Source organism: Shewanella sp. YLB-07 (assembly GCF_009377275.1).
Genome location: NZ_VOQB01000003.1, coordinates 266,156 through 288,734, shown reverse-complemented (window position 1 = coordinate 288,734; position 22,579 = coordinate 266,156). Strand labels below are relative to the sequence as shown.

Here is a 22,579-nt window from a genome sequence, read left to right as displayed (position 1 = left end):
AATTATCTACAAAGGCTTGGTGATAATTAGGGATTTCGAATAAACCAAGATAATTTTTCTAATCAATGTCAGTTTAATTAGACTCGATGCTCTTGCACGTTTATGTCAAAAAGTGAGTTACAACCAAAAAACTCTAGTTCGAAGAGATAAATAATCAGGTGTGAACGGGGCTGCGAGCTTCCGAAACAAGGACGTTTTGGCAGAGCCCACAGGGAAGTGTTCACGGCGCCTCGTAGAAGTGTTTACATGTTAAGCGAGCCGCAGGCTATAGATTAGAATGAACTTATGGCATTCATGAAGTTAGCCAAACACCAAACCAGCTTAATGAACCCAACCCAAAAAAGATACTTGCAACTTGTTATCCGACAAGAATTGTTTGCTACACAAAACGGTGTTTTTGTTATTAGTCTGTAGGGATTAGTTATTTGCAGTGTGGATCAAGCTAGGTGATAATTAGCCCTTGGCTTGGGGGAGCCGTTGCTGGAATCAAGCAATCGGGGCGTTATTCCATTATAATGCGCCATAAATTATAAGTAATTCTAAGCTATACCCTACATAAGGATTAAAAATGAGCAAACCATTTGTTGCAGTCTTGATGGGATCTGATTCTGATTTACCAACCATGCAAGCCACCCTAGATGTGCTTAAGGGCTTTGGTATTCGATTCGAAGCTAAGGTGACATCGGCTCACCGTACTCCCGCTGCGACTCACGCCTATGTGCATGATGCAGAAGAACGTGGTTGTAAGGTCTTCATCTGTGCCGCCGGTCTGGCTGCTCACTTAGCCGGTGCAGTTGCTGGTATCACCACTCGTCCTGTGATTGGAGTCCCAGTGGACTGTGGTCCACTTCAAGGTCATGATGCTCTGCTTTCTACTGTGATGATGCCTGGCGGCGTACCAGTAGCCACTGTGGCTATCGGCAGTGCAGGTGCTAAGAATGCGGGTTACTTAGCCGCGCAAATCTTAGCCGTGGCTGATGATGCTTTGGCTGTAGCAGTAAAAGAGGAACGTGCCAGATCTGCCGCTGTTGTTGAAGCTAAAGATGCTAAGCTGCAAGAGAAACTCGCTAATTTATAAGCTTTTCAGAAAGCGCTAAGCGCTTGTCTGTATAGTTTGACGAAACGCCGCTGAGCCTCAAGGCTGAGTGGCGTTTTTTTATGTTTATAAATCGGTCCCCTCTAATATCATTTCTAAAATAACCCTTTTTGCTTTTGTCTTCGTTTATAAGTTTATCAACAGACAAAAGGACAGGGTCATGACTCATTTGAAAGCAGATTCAACCTCTCATTCTGCAGTTCAGCAACTCACTAAAATGAAAAGAGTGAAAGGGTTTCAATTATCACTCATTTCGGTTTCCCTACTATTGGCCTTGACTGCCTGTGGCGGTCAGCAGAGTGATGCAGAAAAAGACAGCGCAGCAGCGACGGAGCATCAGCTGCAAGAAGAGGTAAAGGAGCAGCAACTCGCTGTGCCTAAGCAAGAGATAGCCCAAGCTGACCAGAATACGCCTGAAGGAATTAATCCTCAGAGCCAGCCTATAAGAGTACAAGCCAATGATGCCATGATTGGCCATCGAGCACTGGCCGAGCAAGTCAGCACAGATGATGATAAATCTGCCGATATGTCTATCTCTATATCGAGTGGTATCTACGGGGCAGGCAAACAGGCCAGTGAGCGTATGATTAAGATGAAATCCTTAAGTCGCAATCATATCATGGGGCAGATGAGTGCTCCGGGTTTGCCGCCGTTTAGAGAAGCTAGCAACAGGGATAATTTTTCGAGGCACACTGCCAATGGCATCATGGTGGCGGGGGAGATCCCGGTATCCACCTTCTCAATCGATACCGATACTGGTAGTTATACGACACTGAGGCGCTGGATCAATCAGGGACGCCTGCCAGAGAAGGGCACGGTTAGAGTCGAGGAGATGATCAATTATTTTAATTATCAATATTCTACTCCTTCAACAGTCGAGCAGCCATTCAGTGTTAATACCGAGCTGGCACCGTCTCCTTACAATGAGCATAAGATGTTGCTCAGGATTGGCCTCAAGGGATATGAGGTCGATAAGTCCCAGCTAGGGGCGAGCAATTTAGTCTTTCTGCTCGATGTCTCTGGCTCGATGAACTCGCAAGATAAATTACCTTTGTTAAAGACATCATTGAAGATGTTATCCCAGCAACTGAGTGAGCAAGACCATGTCTCCATCGTTGTCTATGCTGGCGCATCGGGTGTGGTACTCGATGGGGTAAAAGGCAATGACACTCAGGCGATTAATCAGGCATTGAATAGCCTCAAGGCAGGGGGCTCAACTAATGGCGGCGCCGGGATCCAGCAGGCCTATCGACTTGCGCAGAAACATTTCATCCAAGGTGGCGTCAATCGGGTGATCTTGGCTACCGACGGAGATTTTAATGTCGGCACCACAGATCATCAGGCCTTGATGGACCTGATAGCAGCCAAACGTGACAAAGGCATAGCCCTAACGACCTTAGGTTTCGGCCAAGGAAATTATAACGATCATTTGATGGAACAACTTGCCGATAAGGGTAATGGTCATTATGCCTACATAGATACGCTCAATGAGGCGCGTAAGGTGCTGGTGGATGAGCTGAGTTCGACCCTGTTGACCATAGCCAAAGATGTGAAGATTCAAGTGGAGTTTAATCCGGCAATCGTCGCCGAATATCGTTTGATAGGCTATGAGAACCGAGCCCTTAATCGTGAAGATTTTAATAATGACAAGGTGGATGCCGGCGAGATTGGGGCTGGTCACAGGGTCACCGCACTCTATGAGATAAGCTATGTCGATAGTCCCAACCAGGCCAACGACAAACTCAGATATGGTTATGATGATGCCACTGGCACGGAGAAATATAGCCGGGATGAGATAGCCTTTCTGAAGTTGCGATATAAACCCATAGGGGAAGATAGCAGCCGCTTGATCTCATATGCGATTCGCCGAGACTCAGGGGTTAAGAGCTTAGCCCAGGCGAGCGATGACTATAGATTTTCCGCCGCAGTTGCCGGACTGGGGCAATTGATTAATCAGAATCTCTATACCCACGACTTGAGCTATTCCAAGGTGATCGACTTAGCTAATTCTGCAATGGGCCAAGACGCGTTCGGCTATCGTCATGAGTTTGTGCAGCTAGCTAAGACAGCTCGCCTGTTGGCAGGGCAAGAGGCTGTTGTTGAGGGAGAAAACATGTCGAGTATCATTCACCCCATAAAACCTATGCCTAAATCTAAGGTCGAAGTTCAACCTAAATACATAGCGCCACATATAATACCAATTCCATTAAGTTTATGATTAATTCAGAGCTCTCTCAGGGCTTTGAATTCACGGCGCATTGTTGAGGAAATGGTTATTCCCTTTTGAGGCAATGCAACACAGAAGTAGAAGTCCTGAGAAGCTCACGTAGTGCGGGTTTAAAAACACTTTATGCAGCGCAAGTGGTTTTCGATATAGAATAACTATTAGCTTCAATCCCCTTACTTGCCTACAGCGTTTTTAACTCCCGCTGAATGATCACTTACTTAATGGAACTGATATGAACTCTCCCGAATACCAGCTTGAGATAGACAAAGGGGTTCAGGGCGTGCAAACTTTCCATGACTAGTCTATCTATAGTCTCTCCCTCGATAGGTTTACGGCCTAAGGGAGAGGCGTTTCAGCAGGAGAGGTGTGTGGCACAAGCGTTAGGGCAAGATAAATCGACAGAGGCGGAGATAGATCAGCGCTTAATGCTGAACTATGCCAGTGGAGACACCTCGGCATTTGAAACTCTCTATCTAAAACATAAGGGTGGCTTGTATCGTTATTTTGTCCGCCAGATAGGGGATAAGCAGCTAGCGGAAGACCTCTATCAGGAGACATGGGGGCGGATCATCAAGTCTGCTGCCAGTTACCAGGCCGATGCTAAATTTACGACTTGGCTCTATCGGATTGCCCATAACTTGCTTATCGACCATGTCAGGGCAGTGAAACCTGTCGACCTGTTTAGCGAGACCTTTACCGAAGAGCAAGACGGCGAAGCGTTTCTGCCCAGTGATGAAATGTCACCGGACAGGGCGATGGAGGATAGTTTCAAGGCTAGCCTGCTTAAGCGTTGCATAGCATTATTGCCAACGGTGCAGAAAGAAGCCTTGTTACTGAATATGGAGGCGGGCTTTACCGCCGGCGCCATCGCAGATATTGTCGGCGTGACACTCGAAGCGACCAAGAGTCGAATTCGCTATGCCAACCAAGGTCTGAAAACCTGTGTGATGAATAAGTGGCAGGAGGTTCAAAATGAAAGATGATCAAAACAATAAGCCTGCTACTGAGCAGGCTCAGGAATTCGATAGTGAACTGCAGGCTTGGTATAAGTTGCAGGCCCAAGAGCAACCTAGCTGTGAACTCGATGATGCCATCATCAAGATGGCTACTGAGGCGAGCGCCGTGAGCAATCAAGCTTCGGTTGATAGCAGTCAGCATGAAGCCCCATTAGCTGGCGACAAGATCACTGACAATGTGGTGCGGGTCGAGAATAGTTTTTGGCGAAAGAATAGATGGGCATTATCGTCGGCCGCCTCCGTAATGCTGGTGGTGACTGTGATCATGTTAAATCCTCAAAGCCCTCAAGAGATTCTATCCGATGATGCCATGCCCATGATGATGCAAATGAGCCAGCCGCTCGATGAACAGCTTGAATCGTTACAGGCTGATGTTGTCGAAGGGGCTAGTTTCGAAGCAAAAAGTACCGCTATGCAGCGTGAGTCGTTACAAGCTGATGTTGTTGAAGGTGCTAAGTTTGAAGATAACAGTTCCGATGTGAAGAGTGAGTCCAGACAAGCATCCAGGACGCAGAGTGTGATGCCTGCATCGGATCAGCAACTTGGTGGGGCAGCCGAGCCGAAAATGAAACAGATGGGTGAAGTCCATGGACCTGATGACAGAGCTAAGTTAGGGGCCGAGGCGCCGAGTAACCAGATGCCGTCGACCAAGTCTTTATCGAGTCATGCGTTACCGAACAAGAGTGTGCCACAACGTGAGGCAGTGGTGAGCGCCAAGCAGGCATTGAACCATCTGCAAAACTTGATCGATTCTAAGCAGTGGGATGAGGCAGAGAAGCTAGCTAAGAATATTGCCAAGCAGTATCCAAACCTCGAAGAGTCAGAGCACCCTCAGCATCAAAGGTGGAGTGAGTTGCAGTCTAAAATAGCAAAACACTAGTTTAGGTTCTGGTTTATGTTCCTATGGCGAATATGAAAAAGTGATTTAATAACCAATAGACAGTTATCCATTAGCTGTCTATTGGTTTTTCTTCAATCATTAAATAACATCTTTAAACCAGTCTCAAATACCCAAAGAGGTGCCTTCTAACAGATCTATTCCCATGGCGGACTTGAGAATGTAGAGGGTAAGTAGACCAAATAAAACACTGATGATGATAAAGCTCAAAATAAGACCGATAACATCAGCATCGAGGCATGTTTCTCTCGGCGGGTGTAGGAACGGTGGTTTTGACCCAGTAAGAAGACATAATAAAATCGCCAAAGGATGAATGGAAAGGCAAAGTTTCCCCGATTGTCGATAAAGTGCTTGCCCCAGATTCGGTCACCGAGTGCAACACGCATTCCCTGAAGTTGTTCATCTGAGTAGCTACTGGCTAAGGTCTTTGGTAACTTCTCAATCACAGGATCTTGTCTTATAGGGGTAGAGAGGCCGTGGTTAACTGCTTCAATATCTTGGGATATTGAAGCAGAATTGACGTTATCATCACCCTCAGCCCCCATCTGAACGCTCACCTTTTAATCAATGAATCTATTGAGTATAGTCAGGCTATTCGCTTGTACACATTTGCTAATGATTTATGTACTAATTTTTACTGTTGGTTTAATAAAAGTTTGCTACTTTGTTGACCTTGAAAAATTATATTAATAATAAATATTGAGCTAATCATGAAACTTCGCCTTTCAGTTGCCTGTACCTTGTTAGCGCTCGGCAGCCTAAGTTCTTCGGCCGCTTTTTCTGCAGATGCTATTTATCCAGGTTACTTTCGCGCCCCAGCACTGAGTGACAATACCTTAGTGTTCACCGCTGAGGGCGACCTCTGGACCAAGAGTCTGGATCAGAGCCAGGCTCAGAGGCTGACCAGTTTGCCGGCGGAAGAGTTAGGGGCAACAGTATCGAAAGATGGCGAGTGGGTAGCCTATGTGGCTAACTACGAAGGTAGCAGCGAAGTGTATGTTATTCCTATCAAAGGTGGTCAGGCGAAGAGGATAAGTTTCGAAAATAGCCGGGTGCGAGTACAGGGCTGGACAGCCGATGGCCAGGTCTTGTATGCCACAGATAATGCCTTCGGTCCTGCCAACTATTGGGTGCTCAGAAGTGTTAATCCTGACACCTTAGAGACTCAGGACTTGCCTCTTGCCGATGCCATCGAAGGGACTATCGATGATCAAGGTGAGTATCTGTATTTCACACGTTTTGGTTTACAGACTACCGGCGACAACGCCAAGGTGTATCGCGGTGGCGCCAAAGGCGAGCTGTGGCGTTTCAAATTGGGCTCAAAGGCTGAGGCCGAGCGCTTAACATCGGGCCACATAGGTTCAGTGCGTCAACCCATGCTCTGGGATGACCGCCTCTATTTCGTTAGCGACAGTGATGGTAACGATAACATCTGGTCCATGACATTAGATGGCAAAGCGTTTAAGCAGCATACCCAATTTACCGATTGGCAGGTACGTGGTGCACGCATCGATAATGGCCGCATCGTGTTTCAGCTGGGTGCCGATATCAAGCTCTACGATATCGCAGCCAATAGCACCCGTGTATTAGATATTAACTTAGTGTCTGATTTTCCACAGCGTCGTGAGCATTGGGTTAACGATCCTATGAAGTACGCCACGTCTACTCGTCTGTCACCTTCTGCAAACAAGGTCGTGATAACGGCAAGAAGTCATGTGGCCGTCGCGGCCACAGATGGTTCTCGTCTGGTGGAAATAGCCCTTGCAGGCAACAGTCGTATTCGTAATGCAGAGATGAGTCCAGATGGAAAATGGGTCTACGGGATCAGCGATGCCTCTGGTGAGCAAGAGATCTGGCGCTTCGCAGCCGATGGCGGTAATGGCGCTAAACAGTTAACCGATAATGGTCACACCTTACGTATGTCGCTCAGTGTTTCGCCGGATGGAAGATACATTGCCAGTGATGATTATGACGGTAACTTGTGGTTACTGGACCTTAAGAAGAATAGGCACAAGAAGATCATCACCCAAGGCGAAGGTCTGGGGCCCTATGCCGATATCGTTTGGTCGGGTGACAGTCAGTTTATCGCTGTCACTAAATCAGAGATTGGCAAACCCAGACCTCAAATTGTGCTTTATTCATTAGCTAAACAGCGTGCTGAGACCCTGACCAGTGACAAGTATGAATCCTATTCCCCCGCGTTTAGCATCGATGGTCACTGGCTCTATTTCCTCTCCGACAGGCAGTTTAAGTCGACGCCTACCTCGCCCTGGGGCGACCGTAACTTAGGACCAATGTTTGACAAACGTACCCAAATTTTTGCCCTGGCATTAGATAAAGATGCCAGGTTTGCCTTTCAGAAACCCAATGAGTTATTTAAGCCAGAAGCCGATGACAAAGATGAGACATCATCGACTAAGGTGAGCGTCGACTGGGATGGTTTGAGTCAGAGACTGTGGCAAGTTCCGGTGGCTTCTGGTAACTATTCCGCCTTGACGGCGAACAAGGATGGCCTCTACTTTCTCGATCGCGCTGCCGCTCGTGGCAGTAAGCCTAGCTTGAAGCTGGTGAAGTTCGATCCTCTAAGCCCAAAAGTGGAGACATTTGCTAAAGGTGTCGCCAGTTACAGCTTATCGGCAGACGGTGAGAAGTTGTTTATTCGTAAGTCTAATCATGGCGGCAAAGATATGCTTATTGTCGATGCCGGTGATAAATTGCCAAAAGAACTAACCAATGCCAAGGTTCAGATCCAGCAATGGCAGCTCGCCATAGAGCCAAGGCTTGAGTGGCAACAGATGTTTGAAGATGCCTGGTTAATGCACAGAGATTCTTTCTACGATAAGAAGATGCGCGGCCTGGATTGGCAGGCGACTAAGGCTAAATACCAGCCTTTGGTAGACAGACTCACGGACAGACACGAGCTTAACGATCTGTTTAAGCAGATGATGGGAGAGCTGGATTCGCTCCACTCTCAGGTTCGCGGTGGCGATCTGGACAAAGATAAGCAGATGGCCAAAGCCGCCAGTTTAGGTGCGCGTCTCGAGCAGACGAAAACTGGCGTTAAGATCACTCACATCTACCAGAATGACCCCGAGCTACCCGCTCAAGCCGCGCCACTGGCTAAGGTGAGCGTCGATGCCGAGGTGGGGGATATCATCGTCGCTATTAACGGTAAGAAGGTGACCAATGTTGCCGATGTGACCCGTTTCCTGAGAAATCAGGCGAAGAAGCAGGTATTGCTCCAGCTTAAACGTGGTAATAAACAACATAAAACCATAGTGAAGCCAGTGACGATCCGCAGTGATGCCAAGCTCAGATACTTAGACTGGGTTAACCATAACGGCACTAAGGTGAGTGACACTAGTGAAGGTAAAATTGGTTACTTACATCTCTATGCCATGGGCAGCGGCGACATTGCCAGCTTCGCCCGAGAGTTTTACGCTAACTATGAGAAAGATGGGCTGATCATAGATGTGCGTCGTAATCGAGGCGGTAATATAGACAGCTGGATCATCGAAAAATTACTGCGCCGTACCTGGGCATTCTGGCAACCGACTCGTGGCACCCCAAATGCTAATATGCAGCAGACCTTCCGCGGGCATTTGGTTGTGTTGACCGATGAACTCACCTATTCAGATGGTGAGACCTTCGCTGCCGGCATTAAGGCCTTGGGCATAGCGCCACTTATCGGTAAACAGACAGCTGGGGCCGGTGTCTGGCTGTCGGGGCGTAATTCCCTGACAGACAAAGGCATGGCGCGCGTCGCCGAATATCCTCAATATGCCATGGACGGTCGCTGGATCCTCGAAGGCCGGGGAGTGAGTCCGGATATCGAGGTGGATAACTTGCCTTATGCCACCTTTACAGGTGGTGACGCTCAGCTTGAAAAAGCTATTTCATACCTTAAAGATGAGCTGGTACAGAAGCCGATAAAGCCACTCGAGGCGTTGCCGCTTGCAGGGCAATCTATGGCTGACGACATAAACAGTAAATAACTAAGTAACTAAGCGTTAAAACAAAGAAGGATTTATTAAATAAAATTAATTAGTTAAAGATAATATGGGTAATGCATATTAATGCTTGTCCAAGAGTTTTGTTTGTGACAGGCATGCCTTATGTCTGGTTCGGTTCTCTCACCAAGGCCGACATTTTTAGGAGGTTATCAGCCAAGCAGTTCCCAGGCTGGTAGCTTCCGTTTTTCTTTCCTCACTCGTTATCTATAAGTCAGCCTGTTTTTATTAATAACTAATGGTATTTGTGGCTTACTAGCGATTGTTTTCTATAATTTATTAGTGACTGTTCCTGAGCTGTCTTTCTATGTCATTTTAGCGAGTTTAGCTGTAATACTTTTTGCGAAAAAAATATATGAAGACCCGACAAAGGCCCCCTGTGTATGCCGGTATTGTCTCGGCCTTAATTGTCGTTGTGGGCTCTACGGCATCTTCGACTGACAAGGGAGTGGCTGAAAATTTCTATATGCGAATTCTTCAGCTGATGATGGTTGGTCTCTACATGGTTTTTGCTTCTTTTTTTCTGGAAAGCAGAAATTGGGCATTTTTAAGGAAAATTGAGAGGTAAGAATATGCAGCTCAACACGAAATTGAATCAGACAAAGATGTCTTTGTTGGTTATCGCTATCCTTGTTTTATCACCCGCAGTTGTAGCCGATGAGAGCCGTTTCAAGATCGCTATAGGTGGTTTTTACTCTAATTCTGACACAGGAATGGATGTCACTAGTCCATTAACAGACAAAACTTTTGAGCTTGATTTTGAAACTGATTTAGAGCTGGTAGAGAGTGAGTTTTTGCCTTTTTTTGAAATTGCATATTGGTTCAATGCCCAGCATGGAATCTATTTTGATTGGCAACGACTTCATCGTGATGCAACCAATACTAATATCACTGTTCCTTATGAGTTTGACCATCCCGATCCGGATATTGATGAGACTTACTCGGTGCAGCTTGGTGCCGAAATAACCACAACCTTTAATGTGGATATCGCTCGCATAGGTTATGGCTATGATTTTTATAAGGATGATGCATGGGACCTCATTTTTACCGCCGGTTTGCATGTTATGTGGTTAGAGCTAGGCTTCGAGGGTGAGATTGGTGCTTGTCTGGATGATAACTGTGGCATCATAGATATCGCTCCCGATACTGTGGTGTTTACCGATGTGACGGCTCCGTTGCCGGATCTCGGTCTACTGGCTCATTATCAGTTTGCCGATAGCTGGAGTATTACAGGTCATGCTCAGTATTTTTATATAAAAATAGACAATATAAAGGGGGAGTTGATCGATCTCAGCGGTGGGATTGAATATAACTTTGAAGGTAAATTTGCAGCAGATTTATCTTATAAATACTACAAAGTGACCGTAGATATCGAGGGTGATCATACCACTACCAGCATTCATTATGGCTTTCATGGACCCATGCTGACACTCTCTTACGAGTTTTAATTTATCAAACTTAAGTTTAAGACTTACTGCTGGGATAAACTCTCCTGTCCTCGGAGTCTACTGGAGAGCTAAATGCCGCCTTCAAGTCCTGCTCAGATTGTGCCTCTTTTTAACGCTGAATATACTGTTACGCTTGTTAACCTATTAAGAACGTTAGATAGAGATATCTATCTGCTTATCTCCATGGCTGGGCTTCCTGAGAACATATTAGAGACAGAGTATGACTTTGTCCCCGAAGCCCCGGTGATTAATCTGCTTGAACTCATTTTTGAGAAAGCGGGGCAAAAGAAGTATGCAGAGTTGATCTGGTATGCCTGCCGCAATATATTTATTCCAAGATTTATAGCTCGAATAAAGCAAGATGTTACATTAAAAGACGCACTTCGCACATTCATTGACTTAATGCATACCGAAACAACTCACACTCATATTCAACTTCGCCACTTAGCAGGAAAAAACTGGTTTATTCGCGACAGAAGGCAGAGCCTAGATCACAGCCATCATCTTGCTGAACAGTTTGCATTGATCTTTATGGTGGAGTTGATCCGTGGTCTTACCCGCAGTGATTGGGCCCCTACGGATGTGGTGATGCGATATAATAATTCCCAAGTGCTCAAAGACGCACTCTTACTCAAAAGAGTCCAGTTCTACACTGAGCGTTCTGTTTGTGCTATTTGCTTAACCGATGCGGAACTTGAGCAGAAGGTGAAACATAAGCTTGACTGGGGGCAAAAAAAATATCAAGTTCCTACTATTGCCCCCTCGGCTTTTTTAGCGACTTTTAGAGGAGCCATCACCCCCTATATCATCATGGGACGTTTGCCTATTACTCAAGCGGCGATCATACTCAATATGAGTGTAAGAACGCTGCAACGTCGATTAGCCGCTGAAAAGGTGAGCTATTCAGCGGTTATTGAAGAGATAATACAGTCACAAGCGGTTGACTTGATGTTAGATAAAACGATACCCGTTACCCGCATCTCATCGACACTAGGCTATTCTGATGTCGCCCATTTCTCTAGGGCATTTAAACGAATGACAGGCCTGTCACCACGTGCTTATCGTAAAAGCCTTGAGTTGTAGCAAATAAGCAAGCCCCTCTCCCTCCTAAAATAAGTATAAAACGTCACCACTTGGCACAAAATGGTAACTAAGTCAGACGGCATCAATTTATACTTGTCCTATCTTATCTGCTGGAGGTGTTATGGGACTGGCCATTATTATCTTTATATTCTCTAGCCTCTGGATCATTGCAGGCACGTTAACGGCTTTCATTACAGGAGTGATAGCGGGGGAGGTGGTGCTTATCACTTCTCTGATAGTTGTGTTTTTTGGCTGGTGGAAAAGTGTAAAAAGCATAATTAGACGCTACCAAGACTTAGTGTTATAGCACTAGCATGTGCGTGGTACACCTGATGATGGCTAACTTTTTAGTCAATGGCACGAAATGGAAACTAGTTCGACACTATTTATACTAGTATTTACAATATCGCGTCCAGAATACCCGGTAGTCATTATAAAAGCGTTGGAATATTAAACGTCTTTCTATCAATTTAAAGGTGTGATTTATCTGCTATGCCAATTGGTATTAGGTGTACGCTTAAATTCAAGGTTTTATAAATTATGTGCAAGGTGCGGTTTACTTTGGCATGTGTTCTTCATAAGTAAAAGGTGCGTTATGACATTTAATCTTACTCGTTTAGTTAAAGCTGCTGCTATCGTGACTCCGCTGATATTAGTTGGTTGTGCTACAGGCAATACACTAGAATCTAAAAAAACAATGTGCGCGCAGAAACTAATGAGGCGTTGCAGGAAATATATAAGGAGCATGCCGGGGCTAAGTCGGCCGTAGCCAACTCTGTAGCCTATGTGACTTGTACTGGCAGTAACAGTTATCTGTTTGCACTTTCAACTGGTGGTGGGGTCTGCGTACTGAATGAAAAAGGGACCATCTCTTATTACCGTTTTGCCACGGGCGGTGTCGGTGCTGGGATTGGCTGGAAACAAGTGGGTTTTGTACAGGTGTTTATGAATCGTGATGCGCTGAATCGTTTTAAGGAGGCGGGGTTTGAAGGTCAGGCTCAGGCGGAGGCCAGTGCCGATCAAGCCTCAGCCAACCAGTCGGTGGATGTCGAAGGGGTGAAAACCTATCAGGTAAACTTGATGGGTGCTGCCGCCCAAGCCACGGTTCAAGCTTATAAGTACTGGAAGACAGATTTTACCGATGACTTTATTGAGAAAGAGGGATAACTTTTTTTCATCTAGATTATTGATAGTAAGTGATCTTTAAGATAGCTTTAAACTCAACGTTACTTTTTATTAACAATCTAGCCTAAATAGAATTGTTGGAGCTAAAATGAGTGCTCAAAATAGCGATAGCCCCCACTGGTTTACTAAACACGCCGTAGATGCAGCCATCAAAATTGCCGTTATTTTTATGGTAGTGATCTGGTGTTTCGAAATTATAAAACCTTTTATCATGCCAATCGTCTGGGGGGGGATAATTGCGATAACCTTGTTTCCTTTAGTCGCTAAACTCTCGAAGAAAAGCGGACTTAGTTTAGGGCGTTCCAGTGCCCTGGTGACAGTGCTTTCATTAGCCTTGCTGCTTGTCCCTGCATTTATGTTTTCTGGCGCCCTAGTGAGCGGTACTCAAGACTTTATTGGCGAGATTCAAGAGGGCACTTTCGTCATTCCCCCCCCTAAAGAATCCGTTGCCGATCTGCCTTTAATTGGTGATAAGTTGTATAGCTTCTGGGATAAATCATCGACGAACTTAGATAATGTCATTAAAACCCATCGTGAAGAGATTAAAAATTTAGCAACTAAAGGTGCCGCTGTCCTAGGTGGTTTCGGCATGACTGTACTGCAGTTTGTTATCTCAATTATCATTGGTGGTGTCTTTATTACCAATACTAAAGGGGCAAGCGACGTTTGCCACAAGATAGCAGTCAGGCTAGCAGGTTCTTATGGTGCTGAGTTTTCAGCCTTGTCGGTTGCCACTGTCCGTAGTGTGGTTCAAGGTGTGATAGGGGTTGCATTTATACAGTCTATTCTATCAGGCATAGGCATGGGATTAGTCGGTGTACCGGCAACTGGGATCTGGATGTTGGCCGTGCTAATTCTAGCCATAGTGCAACTTCCACCCATCTTAGTTCTGGCTCCGATCATAGCCTATGTTTTTTCAGTTGAGAGCTCATCGGTTGCTATCATGTTTATGGTTTGGGCCATCTTAGTCAGTGCTAGTGATGCCTTTCTTAAGCCTATGTTGATGGGCCGTGGCGTCGATATCCCTATGCTTATCATTTTACTCGGTGCCATTGGTGGCATGATGATGTCGGGAATTGTGGGCTTATTTGTAGGCGCGGTAGTGATGGGCTTGGGCTATAAATTGTTTATTGCCTGGATAGACAATGAGCCAAGCAATGTGAGTCAAGATGACACTGTCGATACAGAGGTTAAGTAATCTGTATGGGAAAAAAATTCTTAGGCGGATAATTTCACCAGTGCTTTTAATCCCTTGTGCCTTGGCCTACATGGACGCTATTGCAGGCCAATTTATATGAAGATTTTGGGTGGTAAGCCATGTCATCATGCACATTGTTAGGCCCCCCTTTTCATAGGGGGCTAGTAAATAACTTCAATTTCGGCAGATAAGCTGTTCGCTATAAAGCAGTTCGCATGGGCCTTGTCATGAATTTTATCTAACACAGCTTCACTCACTTCCTGATCTGTATCGAAGATAACGACTGGCTTCAATGTTATTTTTAATATGGATATTTTTCCCGCCTCATTTTTACCGAGCTCTGCCGTCGCGACATCTTTATAGCTCAATACCTTTAATCGTTTGAGGTGGGCGATAGTGAGAAAAGTCAGCATATGACAGGAGCTTAAAGCACCTAGCAATTGCTCTTCAGGGTTAACCTTAGTATTACTGCCTTTGTATTCAGGAGCCGATGATGCTTGAATTAGTTGACCGCTACCAAAGTGTATCGTGTGATCTCGACAGAATTCCCCTTCGACTATCGGTCGATTATCAGTTTCCCAGCTCACTTCCAAGGTGAAAGCCATATTAATTCCTACGCATATTTTATGAGTTGTATTGCCAGCAGGTTAGCACGATTACATCTCTATACCGATTGGTATTAGAGAGTGTCTTGGCAGGGGAGAGGCTTGGAGGAAATGAAGAGAAACATAAGGGGAAAGCGAGGAGGGCATGAAGGAAAAGGCAAAGGTACCAGTCTGAAGAGGCTCTTAATTACCTTATTAGAGTCCTTCAGCAGTAAGGGGCGGAGTCAGAGACGCTAAGCTTGCTCATTTATGCTCTGAGTCGTCTCAACATAGGTTTGCATGACGGATACTTCTTGCTGCTGAGCCATAGAGCCGACTACGGCTTCACGTGCGCCATCGTTATTCGACAGGTAATAAGCGCTTACAGGCGACAAGCCATTGCCGTTTCCTGTGGCTACGCCTGCCATATCTGAATATATCTGATATTGAGCCACAGTCTTACGATACTCGATATATTGGTCGACTTTTTCACCTTGATTATTACCTTGATTCTCACCAGTGCCAGGGAGATCAGGTCGAGTAGGGGTTAAAGGCATAACTTCACTTATGGGCATTTTTGGCTGCTTGGATAAGGCCATCGCCTGCGCCGAAAGAGTGACTGAATCGGTGATATTTGGCAGAGGTTTAGCTGCAACAACTTCGGCCTGAAATGCAGTTGTTGGTGCTTGATTCGAGGCTGGTTGAATCGCTACAGATGCGTTGGTGGCATATTGATTCGTTGAGTTAACTTGCATACCTGTCTCACTATTTTGTGAATAGGTACGCATTGTATAATAATTAAGCTGAATGATAGCTGAACACCATCATTATTGAAGAACATGCTCGCCATTAATCAGTTTTATTGGGATTAAGTTAAGAGATAACCAGCGCTTGCCAATAGTCCTGTGGCCATAAAAACTGGCAGAGACTTAGCACGGTAACTTAGGGTGAGAATCACTAATAATCCTGCGACAGCAAGCATACCAGTAAAGAATATACTGCCATAAACCATACCCTGTTTAGCCACACTCAAATAATAGCTTAAGACAAACATCGACCAACCAGACCAATATAAGCCTCTACTTTGCAATGGAGTCGGGGCCTTTTTGAAGGTGCTCCTGAAATTAGAAAACATGGCCAATGCTAAACAGCCAAATGCGATATAGCTGATCCACAAGATACTCAATACCATTAGATTCGAGATCATCATAGGGCTTCTTCCTTCACTTTAGCTGTAAGGGGATTTTCACTCGCTAAGTTTTGTCGCTGAGACTCTGCTGCCGTATTTTTCTTGATGGCTGCTGATTTAGGTTTACTCGAAGTGTTGAGTTTTTTGATAGCGAAAAGTAACCCTAAGCCTAATAAGCAAGATAAGAGGTCAAAACCCACTAAGGCCCACTGTCCGCTGACAATATTGTCGATAATATTGCTCGGAGAGGTTAAGGCGTTGAGTAGAGGCAGAGAAATTAAGCCAAGGCCCCCAATGCTCAAAACGAGTCGCCAACTGCTCAGGCTGCGATTAAAACAGGCTAATAATCCCACTAAGCCAAGGGCGATAAAGAAGCTATCGGCTTCCCATTGCGCCCTATCTTGTATCTCGAGTGGCAGTATACGGTTGGCGTAGAAGAAAACCGATGTCGCTAAGGGTAACCCTGCAATAAACGTCAGGTTCAGCCCTTCGACCAATCGCAGACCAAAACTCGCCGGCTCGCCTTTGTTTATCTGTTTCTGCTGCTTCTGGCGGATTTTTACCGCCCAAAGTAGTGCGCCTGTTGCGATCATGGCGCAGCCTAATAAGCCACAGAAAAAGAAAAATAGCCGTAGAATGAAGTCTGAAAATCTCGCCGTATGCAATGACATTAAGGTGTCGTAGGTTGCATGAGTCGCAGACTCTTCCATCGGTGACATGGTAATTAGCTCACCTGTCACTCCGTTAAATACGATTTGAGTACGTTTGTCGGTGACCAGTTGTTCATTGTTACGATAGAAGCTGATACGGCTATTGCTGTTATGTGGCGCAGAGATGATCACTTGTTTAATCGGCGCCTCTCCCCAGTAACGCTTTACTTGTGGCAATAAGCTAGCTGCAGAAATAAGATTAGCATCTTGACCACTAGGCTTTGTTTGTACCCTAGATGGATTTAACTCTGCGCGAAAGGCTTGGTTATCACCGTCATAATTAGTGACAATTGCCCAAGGCATATACATAAACATCAAGGTGATGAGACCCGTATAGGTGATCATCAAGTGGTAGGGCAGTGCTATCACTGAGCTGACATTGTGGGCATCAAGCCAGGAACGGCTGCGCTTATTACGTCTGAAACTGAAGAAGTCTTTAAATATTCGTTTATGGATGACAATCCCGCTGATTAAGGCGACCAGCATAAACATGGTGCACAAGCCCACTATCCAACGGGCAAACTTAGCCGGTATATAATGAAGGTCAAAGTGTAATCGGTAGAAAAAATTACCGCCCTTAGACTCACGTACTTCACTGATCATCTCTTCACTATCGGGTTTAACGATCAATTCATGAAATTCACCGCGACGTTGGCCTGCTTCCGGTTGATTTTGCCAGCCATAGCTAAGATAAGGTCTGCGCTCAGTGGGCAGGTAGATACGCCAGTCCCTCGCATTATCGGTTCGTTCGTTTAAGAATTTCTGTCCCGACGCTAACTGTTTACCAAGCTCATTAGCGTGATAATGTTGGAATGTACCTGAATGCAATTCAGGTTTGGTCCACAATGATATCTCGTGACGGAAATAACTCATGCTGCCTGCAAAAAAGACGACAAGAAGTATCCAGCAGACGAGCAGGCCGACCCAAGTATGGAGCCAGGTCATAGAGCGAAAAAAAGAATCTTTCATTAGGTTACCTAAAAACGGAAATAAACCTGTTACAGGTGTTAGGTCATCATTTGAGTCGCGGCGTATAGGCAAGCACTTATAAGCAAAGGCTCTAACCAGGCTCTCATTGCCGACGGTAGGCTAAAAGTTCGAATAGCACTGACGGCGTAGATAGCGAATGAAAGCATGGTCGCCACTAAGGTCGCATCGACAGCAGGAAGTGGCAGCAAGGCTGCAATAAATCCACATACATTGGCCGCAACCAGATAACCGCCAAATATCGCAGCCAGAATTCTGGTCATCAGCGCGCCATGTTTGGGGCGATATAAACTCACCTTTTCTATGAAAGTTAATTTGGTAACGTGAGAGTGGATCACTGTTTTCTGTCCGTTTTAACCTGCTACGAAACAGGTAGATCAAAATGGTGGGATCGATTTTACATCAGGAGTGTAAATCTGGTAACTGTTTTCATTCTCATTTACATGTAAATTTACATAGTGAGAACTGCTTCTCATTTTTGCGGTAAATGACCGAAATGATTCGGTGTGAATGAAAATTAATCATCATACAGAGCGAGTATGGTTTATGCTTAATTTTAGTTGGTTAATTATCAGTCTTTTTGGTGGTGAAAATATCAACATATTGTCTGCTTTTATGACGCTTATCTTAGTTTTGTCTTTATTTTAGACATTGAATATAACCGAGGCTTGCATTTGTTTCGCATCAGGAGTAAATATTAAGACAGCTGGTTTGGAACTGTTTTGGTGATTAATTACGTGTGACAAATATGCATCAAAGGTGCGTGGTCATATCCGCCCATTGGCACTTTCATCTTTAAACGTTCACTTTCTGCAATGGTAATAGTTAGGATGGATAGAGGTCTATTAGGTCTGTATGAGTATGAAAATACTCTATTAACCGAGTTAGTAATGACTTGCTAGCATAAAAATTTAAATTAATTTTATGTTAGCCCTTGAGATTTTCAAGCTCAGACCCCAGTTCTATTATTAGAAGTAATTCTTAAAAGGAAAACCTATGAAAATAAATCTTTCAGGTCACCACGTAGATGTTAAAGATTCAATCAAAGAACATTTGAACGAAAAGTTTTCCAAGATAGCCACTCATTTCCCGACACTTATTTCGTTAGATGTCACCATCTCTAAAGAGCATGGCGAGTATCAGGTTGAGTTGCGCACTAATTATGAAGGTAGTCGAATCTCTGCATCGGGGACAAACGATGTCATGTATCCGGCTATTGCGATTGCCAAGAAGAAGCTCGAGGCAGCGCTCAAGCACCGTAAGGGTCAGCTAAAAGCAGATAAACATGAGAAGCCAGTGAGCACGACGCCAGAAATAGCTCATGAAATAGTCCAAGAGATGAAACTGGTTTAAGGACGAAATTTAGAGCAAGGCAGTGAGCAACAATGTTGCAGAAATTGCTCGTGAGCTTGCTTATGAAGATAATACAAGAGATGAAGTCGGTTTAACGCTACAGTCTTGTAGGCATAGAAGTTTATAGAGAAGCCACCTTAGGGTGGCTTTTTTGTTGTTAGTTTTGGCTAAAAACTATCTAGTGTTTAACAGGAAACTTAAATCTGATCATCTGGTACTGGTCATTATTTTAATACGCTTAAACACCAGCGGCTATAGTTAATCCATGGATCAGTGACTGTACTGCAATGGGTGTGGTGATGTCGACAATCGCAAGATTACTTTTTTTGGGTGTCATACTCTTTGGCAGTGTTGCGCCTGCTATGACAAAAGTTATGGCTAATGTGGTAGAAGCTCCTCGGACAGAAACAGGCTTAGATCTTAGAAGATACATCGAGGCTGATGTTGGAGGATATGCTGAAATCGATGGTGAAGGAGATACTGCAGGCATCACCTTGGCTTTTATCGGTGATCCCAAGTCTGACGTTAACTTCAGGTGGGTTGAACTTGTCTATATCGAGGTATTCAGGCGACTGAATATACCTTTTCGTTATAATGTCTATCCACCGTCGCGGGCCAGCATGATGGCCAATTCTGGTAGGGTAGATGGTGAGGCGGCAAGGGTCGCCGATTATGCTGAAAAGTTTAATAATCTTGTTCGTATCGAAGAGCCGATTGTCTCGACACATTTCAGTGCTTTTTCCCATCGCGCCGACATCAAACTGACTCGCTGGGCCGATCTTCAAGATACGTCCTATAGAGTCGAGTATCGCCGCGGGATCTTCATCACAGAGAAACGTTTGGTGGCGCTGGTCCCCTCGGATAAATTGACCATCGCCACTTACCCGCTACATGGGTTGAAGCGGCTTATGCACGATAGAATCGATATCTATATCGGTGCCGAGTTTAGAATTATCCCCCTGTTAAAGCGCAATGAGTTTAATGATGCCAAGATTCATATGGTTGGCAGATTGGAGACTTTTGATAATTTTGGTTATCTGCACATGCGTCATCATAAGCTGGCGGGATTAATCGCTGAGGTGCTAAAAACCATGAGGGCCGAAGGCCTGATGCAAAAATATTTAAATCAGGCCGATAGGGAGTTTCTCCTCATGGACGGCGAAGCTGAGACTTCCATGCTAGAAGTGAAGTGAGTGTAACGCGATAGATAGCATTCACAGCCGAATGGCTGCAACTCTCACTTAAGGTATTTGCTAGTTGCATATGAGAAAGAACCTAGCTTATTAGGGCTAGAATATGTTTAAGCAATATTTACATCATGAACCGGGTAATCCGTGTAACCCTGCTCAGTACCACCATACATGGTGGTAGGATCTACTGCATTGAGGGGAAGATCATGGCGGATTCGTTCAGGCAGGTCTGGGTTGGCTATGAAGGGACGACCGAAGGCAATCAAGTCACCCCAGTTCTTCTCCAATACTCTTTGGCCACGTTCGGGGGTGTAACGTCCGGCGTAGATGATGAGTCCGGAAAAACTGTCTCTCACCGCCAGTCTGAAACTGTCGGGCAGTTCAGGTGCATTGTCCCAATCGGCTTCGGCAAGAGACAGATAACCTAATTTAGCCTGCTCCAGCATTTTGATTGCTGTCACATAGGTGGTGTGAGGATCATCTTCTAACAGGCCTAGATAGATACGATCTTCTTGTGTGGTCTCGAACATAGGCGCGAAGCGTACTCCGACTCTTTCCGGGCTGAAAACCTGGGTCACGGCCTCGACAATCTCCTTGAGGAAACGCAGTCGGTTCTCTAATGAGCCGCCGTATTCATCTTCCCTGAAGTTACTCTTGTCTGAGATAAACTGGTTCACCAGATAACCATTGGCACTGTGTATCTCTATGCCATCGAATCCCGCCTCTTTGGCGTTGACTGCGGCCTGTTTGTAGAGCTGAACCAGCTCCTTAACCTCCAGAGTGGAGAGTGCGCGGGCATGGGAAGGCTCAGCTAATGCACCTTCTCCCGGTCCGGTCTCAATAAATACGCTGACCGTCTCAGCCTTACCCGCAGAGGGGGCTACTGGCGCGGAATTACCTGGTTGTAAACTGGTGTGAGATACCCGGCCTACATGCCAGAGCTGGGCGAAAATAACCTTACCCTGCTCATGTATTGCTTGGGTAACCTTACGCCAGCCCTCGACTTGCTCGGGGGAATGAATACCAGGGGTCCAGGCGTAGCCCTGACCCCTGGGCTCTATCTGAGTGCCTTCGGTGATCATAAAGCCTGCAGAGGCTCTTTGGCTGTAGTATTGAGCCATCAGTTCGTTGGCGATGTTACCGGGCTGACTACTGCGGGAGCGGGTCAGTGGTGGTAGCACGATGCGATTTTCTAAGGTCAGTGAGCCTAGCGTTGTTGTGTCAAATAATGCGGGATATTTCATAAGTTAGCCTTGATTACTCTGTTCTTCGGCTAATATAAGGCTTCTATTGATGCTAAAAAATAACTAAACTTCGAAATGACTATTCGAATAAACGAAATAATATGCTGGATAAACTCCCAAATCTCAGAAGCTTTATGGCAGTTGCCGAGGCCAACAGCTTCGCTAAGGCGGCTAGAAAGCTCAACATGGCGAACTCATCTGTGTCGCGCCAGATAGCCCAGCTAGAGAGTCAGTTGAACGTGTCCCTGTTTACCCGCACGACTAGGCATGTACAACTTTCACCCGCGGGGGAGATACTCTATGGACGCGCCAGCGGTTTGATCATGGAGATGGAAAACCTGGCGGCCGAGCTCAGTGCCGATAATGTCAGTCCCCATGGAACATTGAAGGTATCAGTGCCCTGGTGGTTCAGTCAGCTGCATTTGGCTCCTCTGTTACCTGAGTTTCTCGCCATGTATCCGGATCTCAGGGTGGTGATGCAGTGCGATGACGGCATGACTAAGCTGGTGGAGGAGGGGTTTGATGTGGCGGTGCGCCTGAGTCGTCTCAAAGACTCGAACCTTATTGCCAGGCGTTTGGGTCCTCACAGTTTTGCCATGGCGGCATCTCCTGAGTATCTGGCCAGACATGCAAGGGTGACTAAGCCCGAAGATCTGCGGGAGCATGCCATGTTGTCGTTCAACTTCTCCACTCCCTATCACAGCTGGACCCTGAGAAAGCAGGGCAGATCTTATCGTATTCCACTGAAAGACAGCGTGCTGACCAGCAATAATGCCGATATTCTGAGACAGTGTGCCCTCGATGGCGCGGGGATCATCATTCAGCCTGTATGGGGCATAAAATCTGAGATAGAGTCTGGTTCCCTGATACAGCTTCTGCCGGATTTTGAGGTGACCTCCACCACGTTCGATAACGGTATCTTCGCGGTTTACAGTAAGGAGAGTAAGGCGGTGAATCGGGTCAAGGTATTCGTGGACTTTCTGGCGGAACGGCTCAAGGTGGCCGGTTAATCGGCCACCTTGATTGTGCGGGAGTGATAAAAAGGTTTTAGATCCTAGAACCTAGGACCTAATTCTTCGTTCTTATTCATTCGTTTTTCGTAATCTTTGATGGGATGTTTGTCCAGCTGAGTTTAATCATTGGCTAATGAACTGCTATGGA

19 protein-coding genes are annotated in these 22,579 nt (G+C 45.7%); 12 read left to right on the top strand and 7 right to left on the bottom strand.

The features are described from left to right. Window positions 1–568 precede the first annotated feature (568 nt). From purE to FS373_RS08025, 4 genes are all read left to right on the top strand, one after another. On the top strand, window positions 569–1,078 hold the full coding sequence (gene purE, locus FS373_RS08040) for a 5-(carboxyamino)imidazole ribonucleotide mutase (RefSeq protein WP_144045523.1): 510 nt from the start codon (window positions 569–571) through the stop codon (window positions 1,076–1,078). A 178-nt stretch (window positions 1,079–1,256) separates the two neighbouring features. Next, on the top strand, window positions 1,257–3,314 hold the full coding sequence (locus FS373_RS08035; RefSeq protein WP_152829234.1) for a vWA domain-containing protein: 2,058 nt from the start codon (window positions 1,257–1,259) through the stop codon (window positions 3,312–3,314). Window positions 3,315–3,748: 434 nt separating this feature from the next. After that, window positions 3,749–4,306 carry a sigma-70 family RNA polymerase sigma factor gene (locus tag FS373_RS08030; protein WP_152829324.1) on the top strand — a complete coding sequence of 186 codons (558 nt, stop codon included), beginning with the start codon at window positions 3,749–3,751 and terminating at the stop codon, window positions 4,304–4,306. Continuing rightward, window positions 4,296–5,219, top strand: coding sequence for a hypothetical protein (locus FS373_RS08025; RefSeq protein WP_144045525.1), 924 nt, complete (start codon window positions 4,296–4,298; stop codon window positions 5,217–5,219). The genes FS373_RS08030 and FS373_RS08025 overlap by 11 nt, the downstream gene beginning before the upstream one ends. 224 nt (window positions 5,220–5,443) lie before the next feature. On the opposite strand, the gene FS373_RS08020 is transcribed toward FS373_RS08025, so the two are convergent. Beyond that, window positions 5,444–5,794, bottom strand: a complete 351-nt coding sequence (locus FS373_RS08020; RefSeq protein ID WP_227992611.1) for a hypothetical protein — start codon at window positions 5,792–5,794, stop codon at window positions 5,444–5,446. 153 nt (window positions 5,795–5,947) lie between these two features. Between FS373_RS08020 and FS373_RS08015 the strand changes: the two genes are divergently transcribed. The 5 genes from FS373_RS08015 to FS373_RS07995 all read left to right on the top strand — a co-directional run bounded on the left by FS373_RS08015 (window position 5,948) and on the right by FS373_RS07995 (window position 14,161). After that, the gene (locus FS373_RS08015) at window positions 5,948–9,232 is read left to right on the top strand and encodes a S41 family peptidase (protein WP_144045526.1); all 3,285 of its coding nucleotides are present in this window, start codon (window positions 5,948–5,950) and stop codon (window positions 9,230–9,232) included. A gap of 587 nt (window positions 9,233–9,819) precedes the next feature. Next, window positions 9,820–10,695 carry a hypothetical protein gene (locus FS373_RS08010; protein ID WP_144045527.1) on the top strand — a complete coding sequence of 292 codons (876 nt, stop codon included), beginning with the start codon at window positions 9,820–9,822 and terminating at the stop codon, window positions 10,693–10,695. Window positions 10,696–10,767: 72 nt separating this feature from the next. Further along, complete coding sequence (locus tag FS373_RS08005) at window positions 10,768–11,778, top strand: helix-turn-helix domain-containing protein (protein ID WP_152829233.1); 1,011 nt, start codon at window positions 10,768–10,770, stop codon at window positions 11,776–11,778. A 699-nt stretch (window positions 11,779–12,477) separates the two neighbouring features. After that, window positions 12,478–12,945 (top strand): hypothetical protein, encoded by a 468-nt coding sequence (locus FS373_RS08000; protein WP_322619466.1) that lies wholly within the window; start codon window positions 12,478–12,480, stop codon window positions 12,943–12,945. A gap of 106 nt (window positions 12,946–13,051) precedes the next feature. Beyond that, a complete protein-coding gene (locus tag FS373_RS07995) occupies window positions 13,052–14,161 on the top strand; it encodes an AI-2E family transporter (RefSeq protein WP_152829232.1) in 1,110 nt (369 codons plus the stop codon). A 161-nt stretch (window positions 14,162–14,322) separates the two neighbouring features. On the opposite strand, the gene FS373_RS07990 is transcribed toward FS373_RS07995, so the two are convergent. From FS373_RS07990 to FS373_RS07970, 5 genes are all read right to left on the bottom strand, one after another. After that, window positions 14,323–14,766: an OsmC family protein gene (locus FS373_RS07990; protein WP_144045531.1), complete on the bottom strand. Its 444-nt coding sequence runs from the start codon at window positions 14,764–14,766 to the stop codon at window positions 14,323–14,325. A 233-nt stretch (window positions 14,767–14,999) separates the two neighbouring features. Further along, entirely contained in the window at window positions 15,000–15,500 is a 501-nt protein-coding gene (locus FS373_RS07985) for a hypothetical protein (RefSeq protein WP_152829231.1), read from the bottom strand. 113 nt (window positions 15,501–15,613) lie between these two features. Further along, window positions 15,614–15,955, bottom strand: a complete 342-nt coding sequence (locus tag FS373_RS07980; protein ID WP_152829230.1) for a DUF3325 domain-containing protein — start codon at window positions 15,953–15,955, stop codon at window positions 15,614–15,616. Continuing rightward, a complete protein-coding gene (locus FS373_RS07975; protein ID WP_152829229.1) occupies window positions 15,952–17,613 on the bottom strand; it encodes a PepSY-associated TM helix domain-containing protein in 1,662 nt (553 codons plus the stop codon). Before FS373_RS07975 ends, FS373_RS07980 begins: the two co-directional genes overlap by 4 nt. Before the next feature lie 38 nt (window positions 17,614–17,651). Next, window positions 17,652–17,894, bottom strand: coding sequence for a hypothetical protein (locus FS373_RS07970; protein WP_152829228.1), 243 nt, complete (start codon window positions 17,892–17,894; stop codon window positions 17,652–17,654). 733 nt (window positions 17,895–18,627) lie between these two features. Between FS373_RS07970 and hpf the strand changes: the two genes are divergently transcribed. Together hpf and FS373_RS07960 are read left to right on the top strand one after the other, a co-directional pair. After that, complete coding sequence (gene hpf, locus FS373_RS07965; RefSeq protein ID WP_112353526.1) at window positions 18,628–18,984, top strand: ribosome hibernation-promoting factor, HPF/YfiA family; 357 nt, start codon at window positions 18,628–18,630, stop codon at window positions 18,982–18,984. A gap of 299 nt (window positions 18,985–19,283) precedes the next feature. Beyond that, window positions 19,284–20,177, top strand: coding sequence for a hypothetical protein (locus tag FS373_RS07960; protein ID WP_144045536.1), 894 nt, complete (start codon window positions 19,284–19,286; stop codon window positions 20,175–20,177). 107 nt (window positions 20,178–20,284) lie between these two features. Here the strand turns inward: FS373_RS07960 and FS373_RS07955 are convergent, their stop codons facing one another. After that, on the bottom strand, window positions 20,285–21,418 hold the full coding sequence (locus FS373_RS07955; protein ID WP_152829227.1) for an alkene reductase: 1,134 nt from the start codon (window positions 21,416–21,418) through the stop codon (window positions 20,285–20,287). A 101-nt stretch (window positions 21,419–21,519) separates the two neighbouring features. Here FS373_RS07955 and FS373_RS07950 point away from each other — a divergent pair, with 101 nt between their 5' ends. Then, window positions 21,520–22,428, top strand: a complete 909-nt coding sequence (locus FS373_RS07950; protein ID WP_152829226.1) for a LysR family transcriptional regulator — start codon at window positions 21,520–21,522, stop codon at window positions 22,426–22,428. Window positions 22,429–22,579: the final 151 nt, after the last annotated feature.

Bases quoted from the DNA above. Each gene is read 5' to 3' on its own strand.
- FS373_RS08030 (WP_152829324.1), top strand. From the start codon at position 3,749: ATGCTGAACTATGCCAGTGGAGACACCTCGGCATTTGAAACTCTCTAT.
- FS373_RS07955 (WP_152829227.1), bottom strand. From the start codon at position 21,418: ATGAAATATCCCGCATTATTTGACACAACAACGCTAGGCTCACTGACC.
- FS373_RS07975 (WP_152829229.1), bottom strand. From the start codon at position 17,613: ATGAAAGATTCTTTTTTTCGCTCTATGACCTGGCTCCATACTTGGGTC.
- FS373_RS07985 (WP_152829231.1), bottom strand. From the start codon at position 15,500: ATGCAAGTTAACTCAACGAATCAATATGCCACCAACGCATCTGTAGCG.
- FS373_RS08035 (WP_152829234.1), top strand. From the start codon at position 1,257: ATGACTCATTTGAAAGCAGATTCAACCTCTCATTCTGCAGTTCAGCAA.
- FS373_RS08005 (WP_152829233.1), top strand. From the start codon at position 10,768: ATGCCGCCTTCAAGTCCTGCTCAGATTGTGCCTCTTTTTAACGCTGAA.
- FS373_RS07995 (WP_152829232.1), top strand. From the start codon at position 13,052: ATGAGTGCTCAAAATAGCGATAGCCCCCACTGGTTTACTAAACACGCC.
- FS373_RS08025 (WP_144045525.1), top strand. From the start codon at position 4,296: ATGAAAGATGATCAAAACAATAAGCCTGCTACTGAGCAGGCTCAGGAA.
- FS373_RS07950 (WP_152829226.1), top strand. From the start codon at position 21,520: ATGCTGGATAAACTCCCAAATCTCAGAAGCTTTATGGCAGTTGCCGAG.
- FS373_RS07970 (WP_152829228.1), bottom strand. From the start codon at position 17,894: ATGACCAGAATTCTGGCTGCGATATTTGGCGGTTATCTGGTTGCGGCC.
- hpf (WP_112353526.1), top strand. From the start codon at position 18,628: ATGAAAATAAATCTTTCAGGTCACCACGTAGATGTTAAAGATTCAATC.
- FS373_RS07960 (WP_144045536.1), top strand. From the start codon at position 19,284: ATGTCGACAATCGCAAGATTACTTTTTTTGGGTGTCATACTCTTTGGC.
- FS373_RS08015 (WP_144045526.1), top strand. From the start codon at position 5,948: ATGAAACTTCGCCTTTCAGTTGCCTGTACCTTGTTAGCGCTCGGCAGC.
- purE (WP_144045523.1), top strand. From the start codon at position 569: ATGAGCAAACCATTTGTTGCAGTCTTGATGGGATCTGATTCTGATTTA.
- FS373_RS07990 (WP_144045531.1), bottom strand. From the start codon at position 14,766: ATGGCTTTCACCTTGGAAGTGAGCTGGGAAACTGATAATCGACCGATA.
- FS373_RS07980 (WP_152829230.1), bottom strand. From the start codon at position 15,955: ATGATGATCTCGAATCTAATGGTATTGAGTATCTTGTGGATCAGCTAT.
- FS373_RS08010 (WP_144045527.1), top strand. From the start codon at position 9,820: ATGCAGCTCAACACGAAATTGAATCAGACAAAGATGTCTTTGTTGGTT.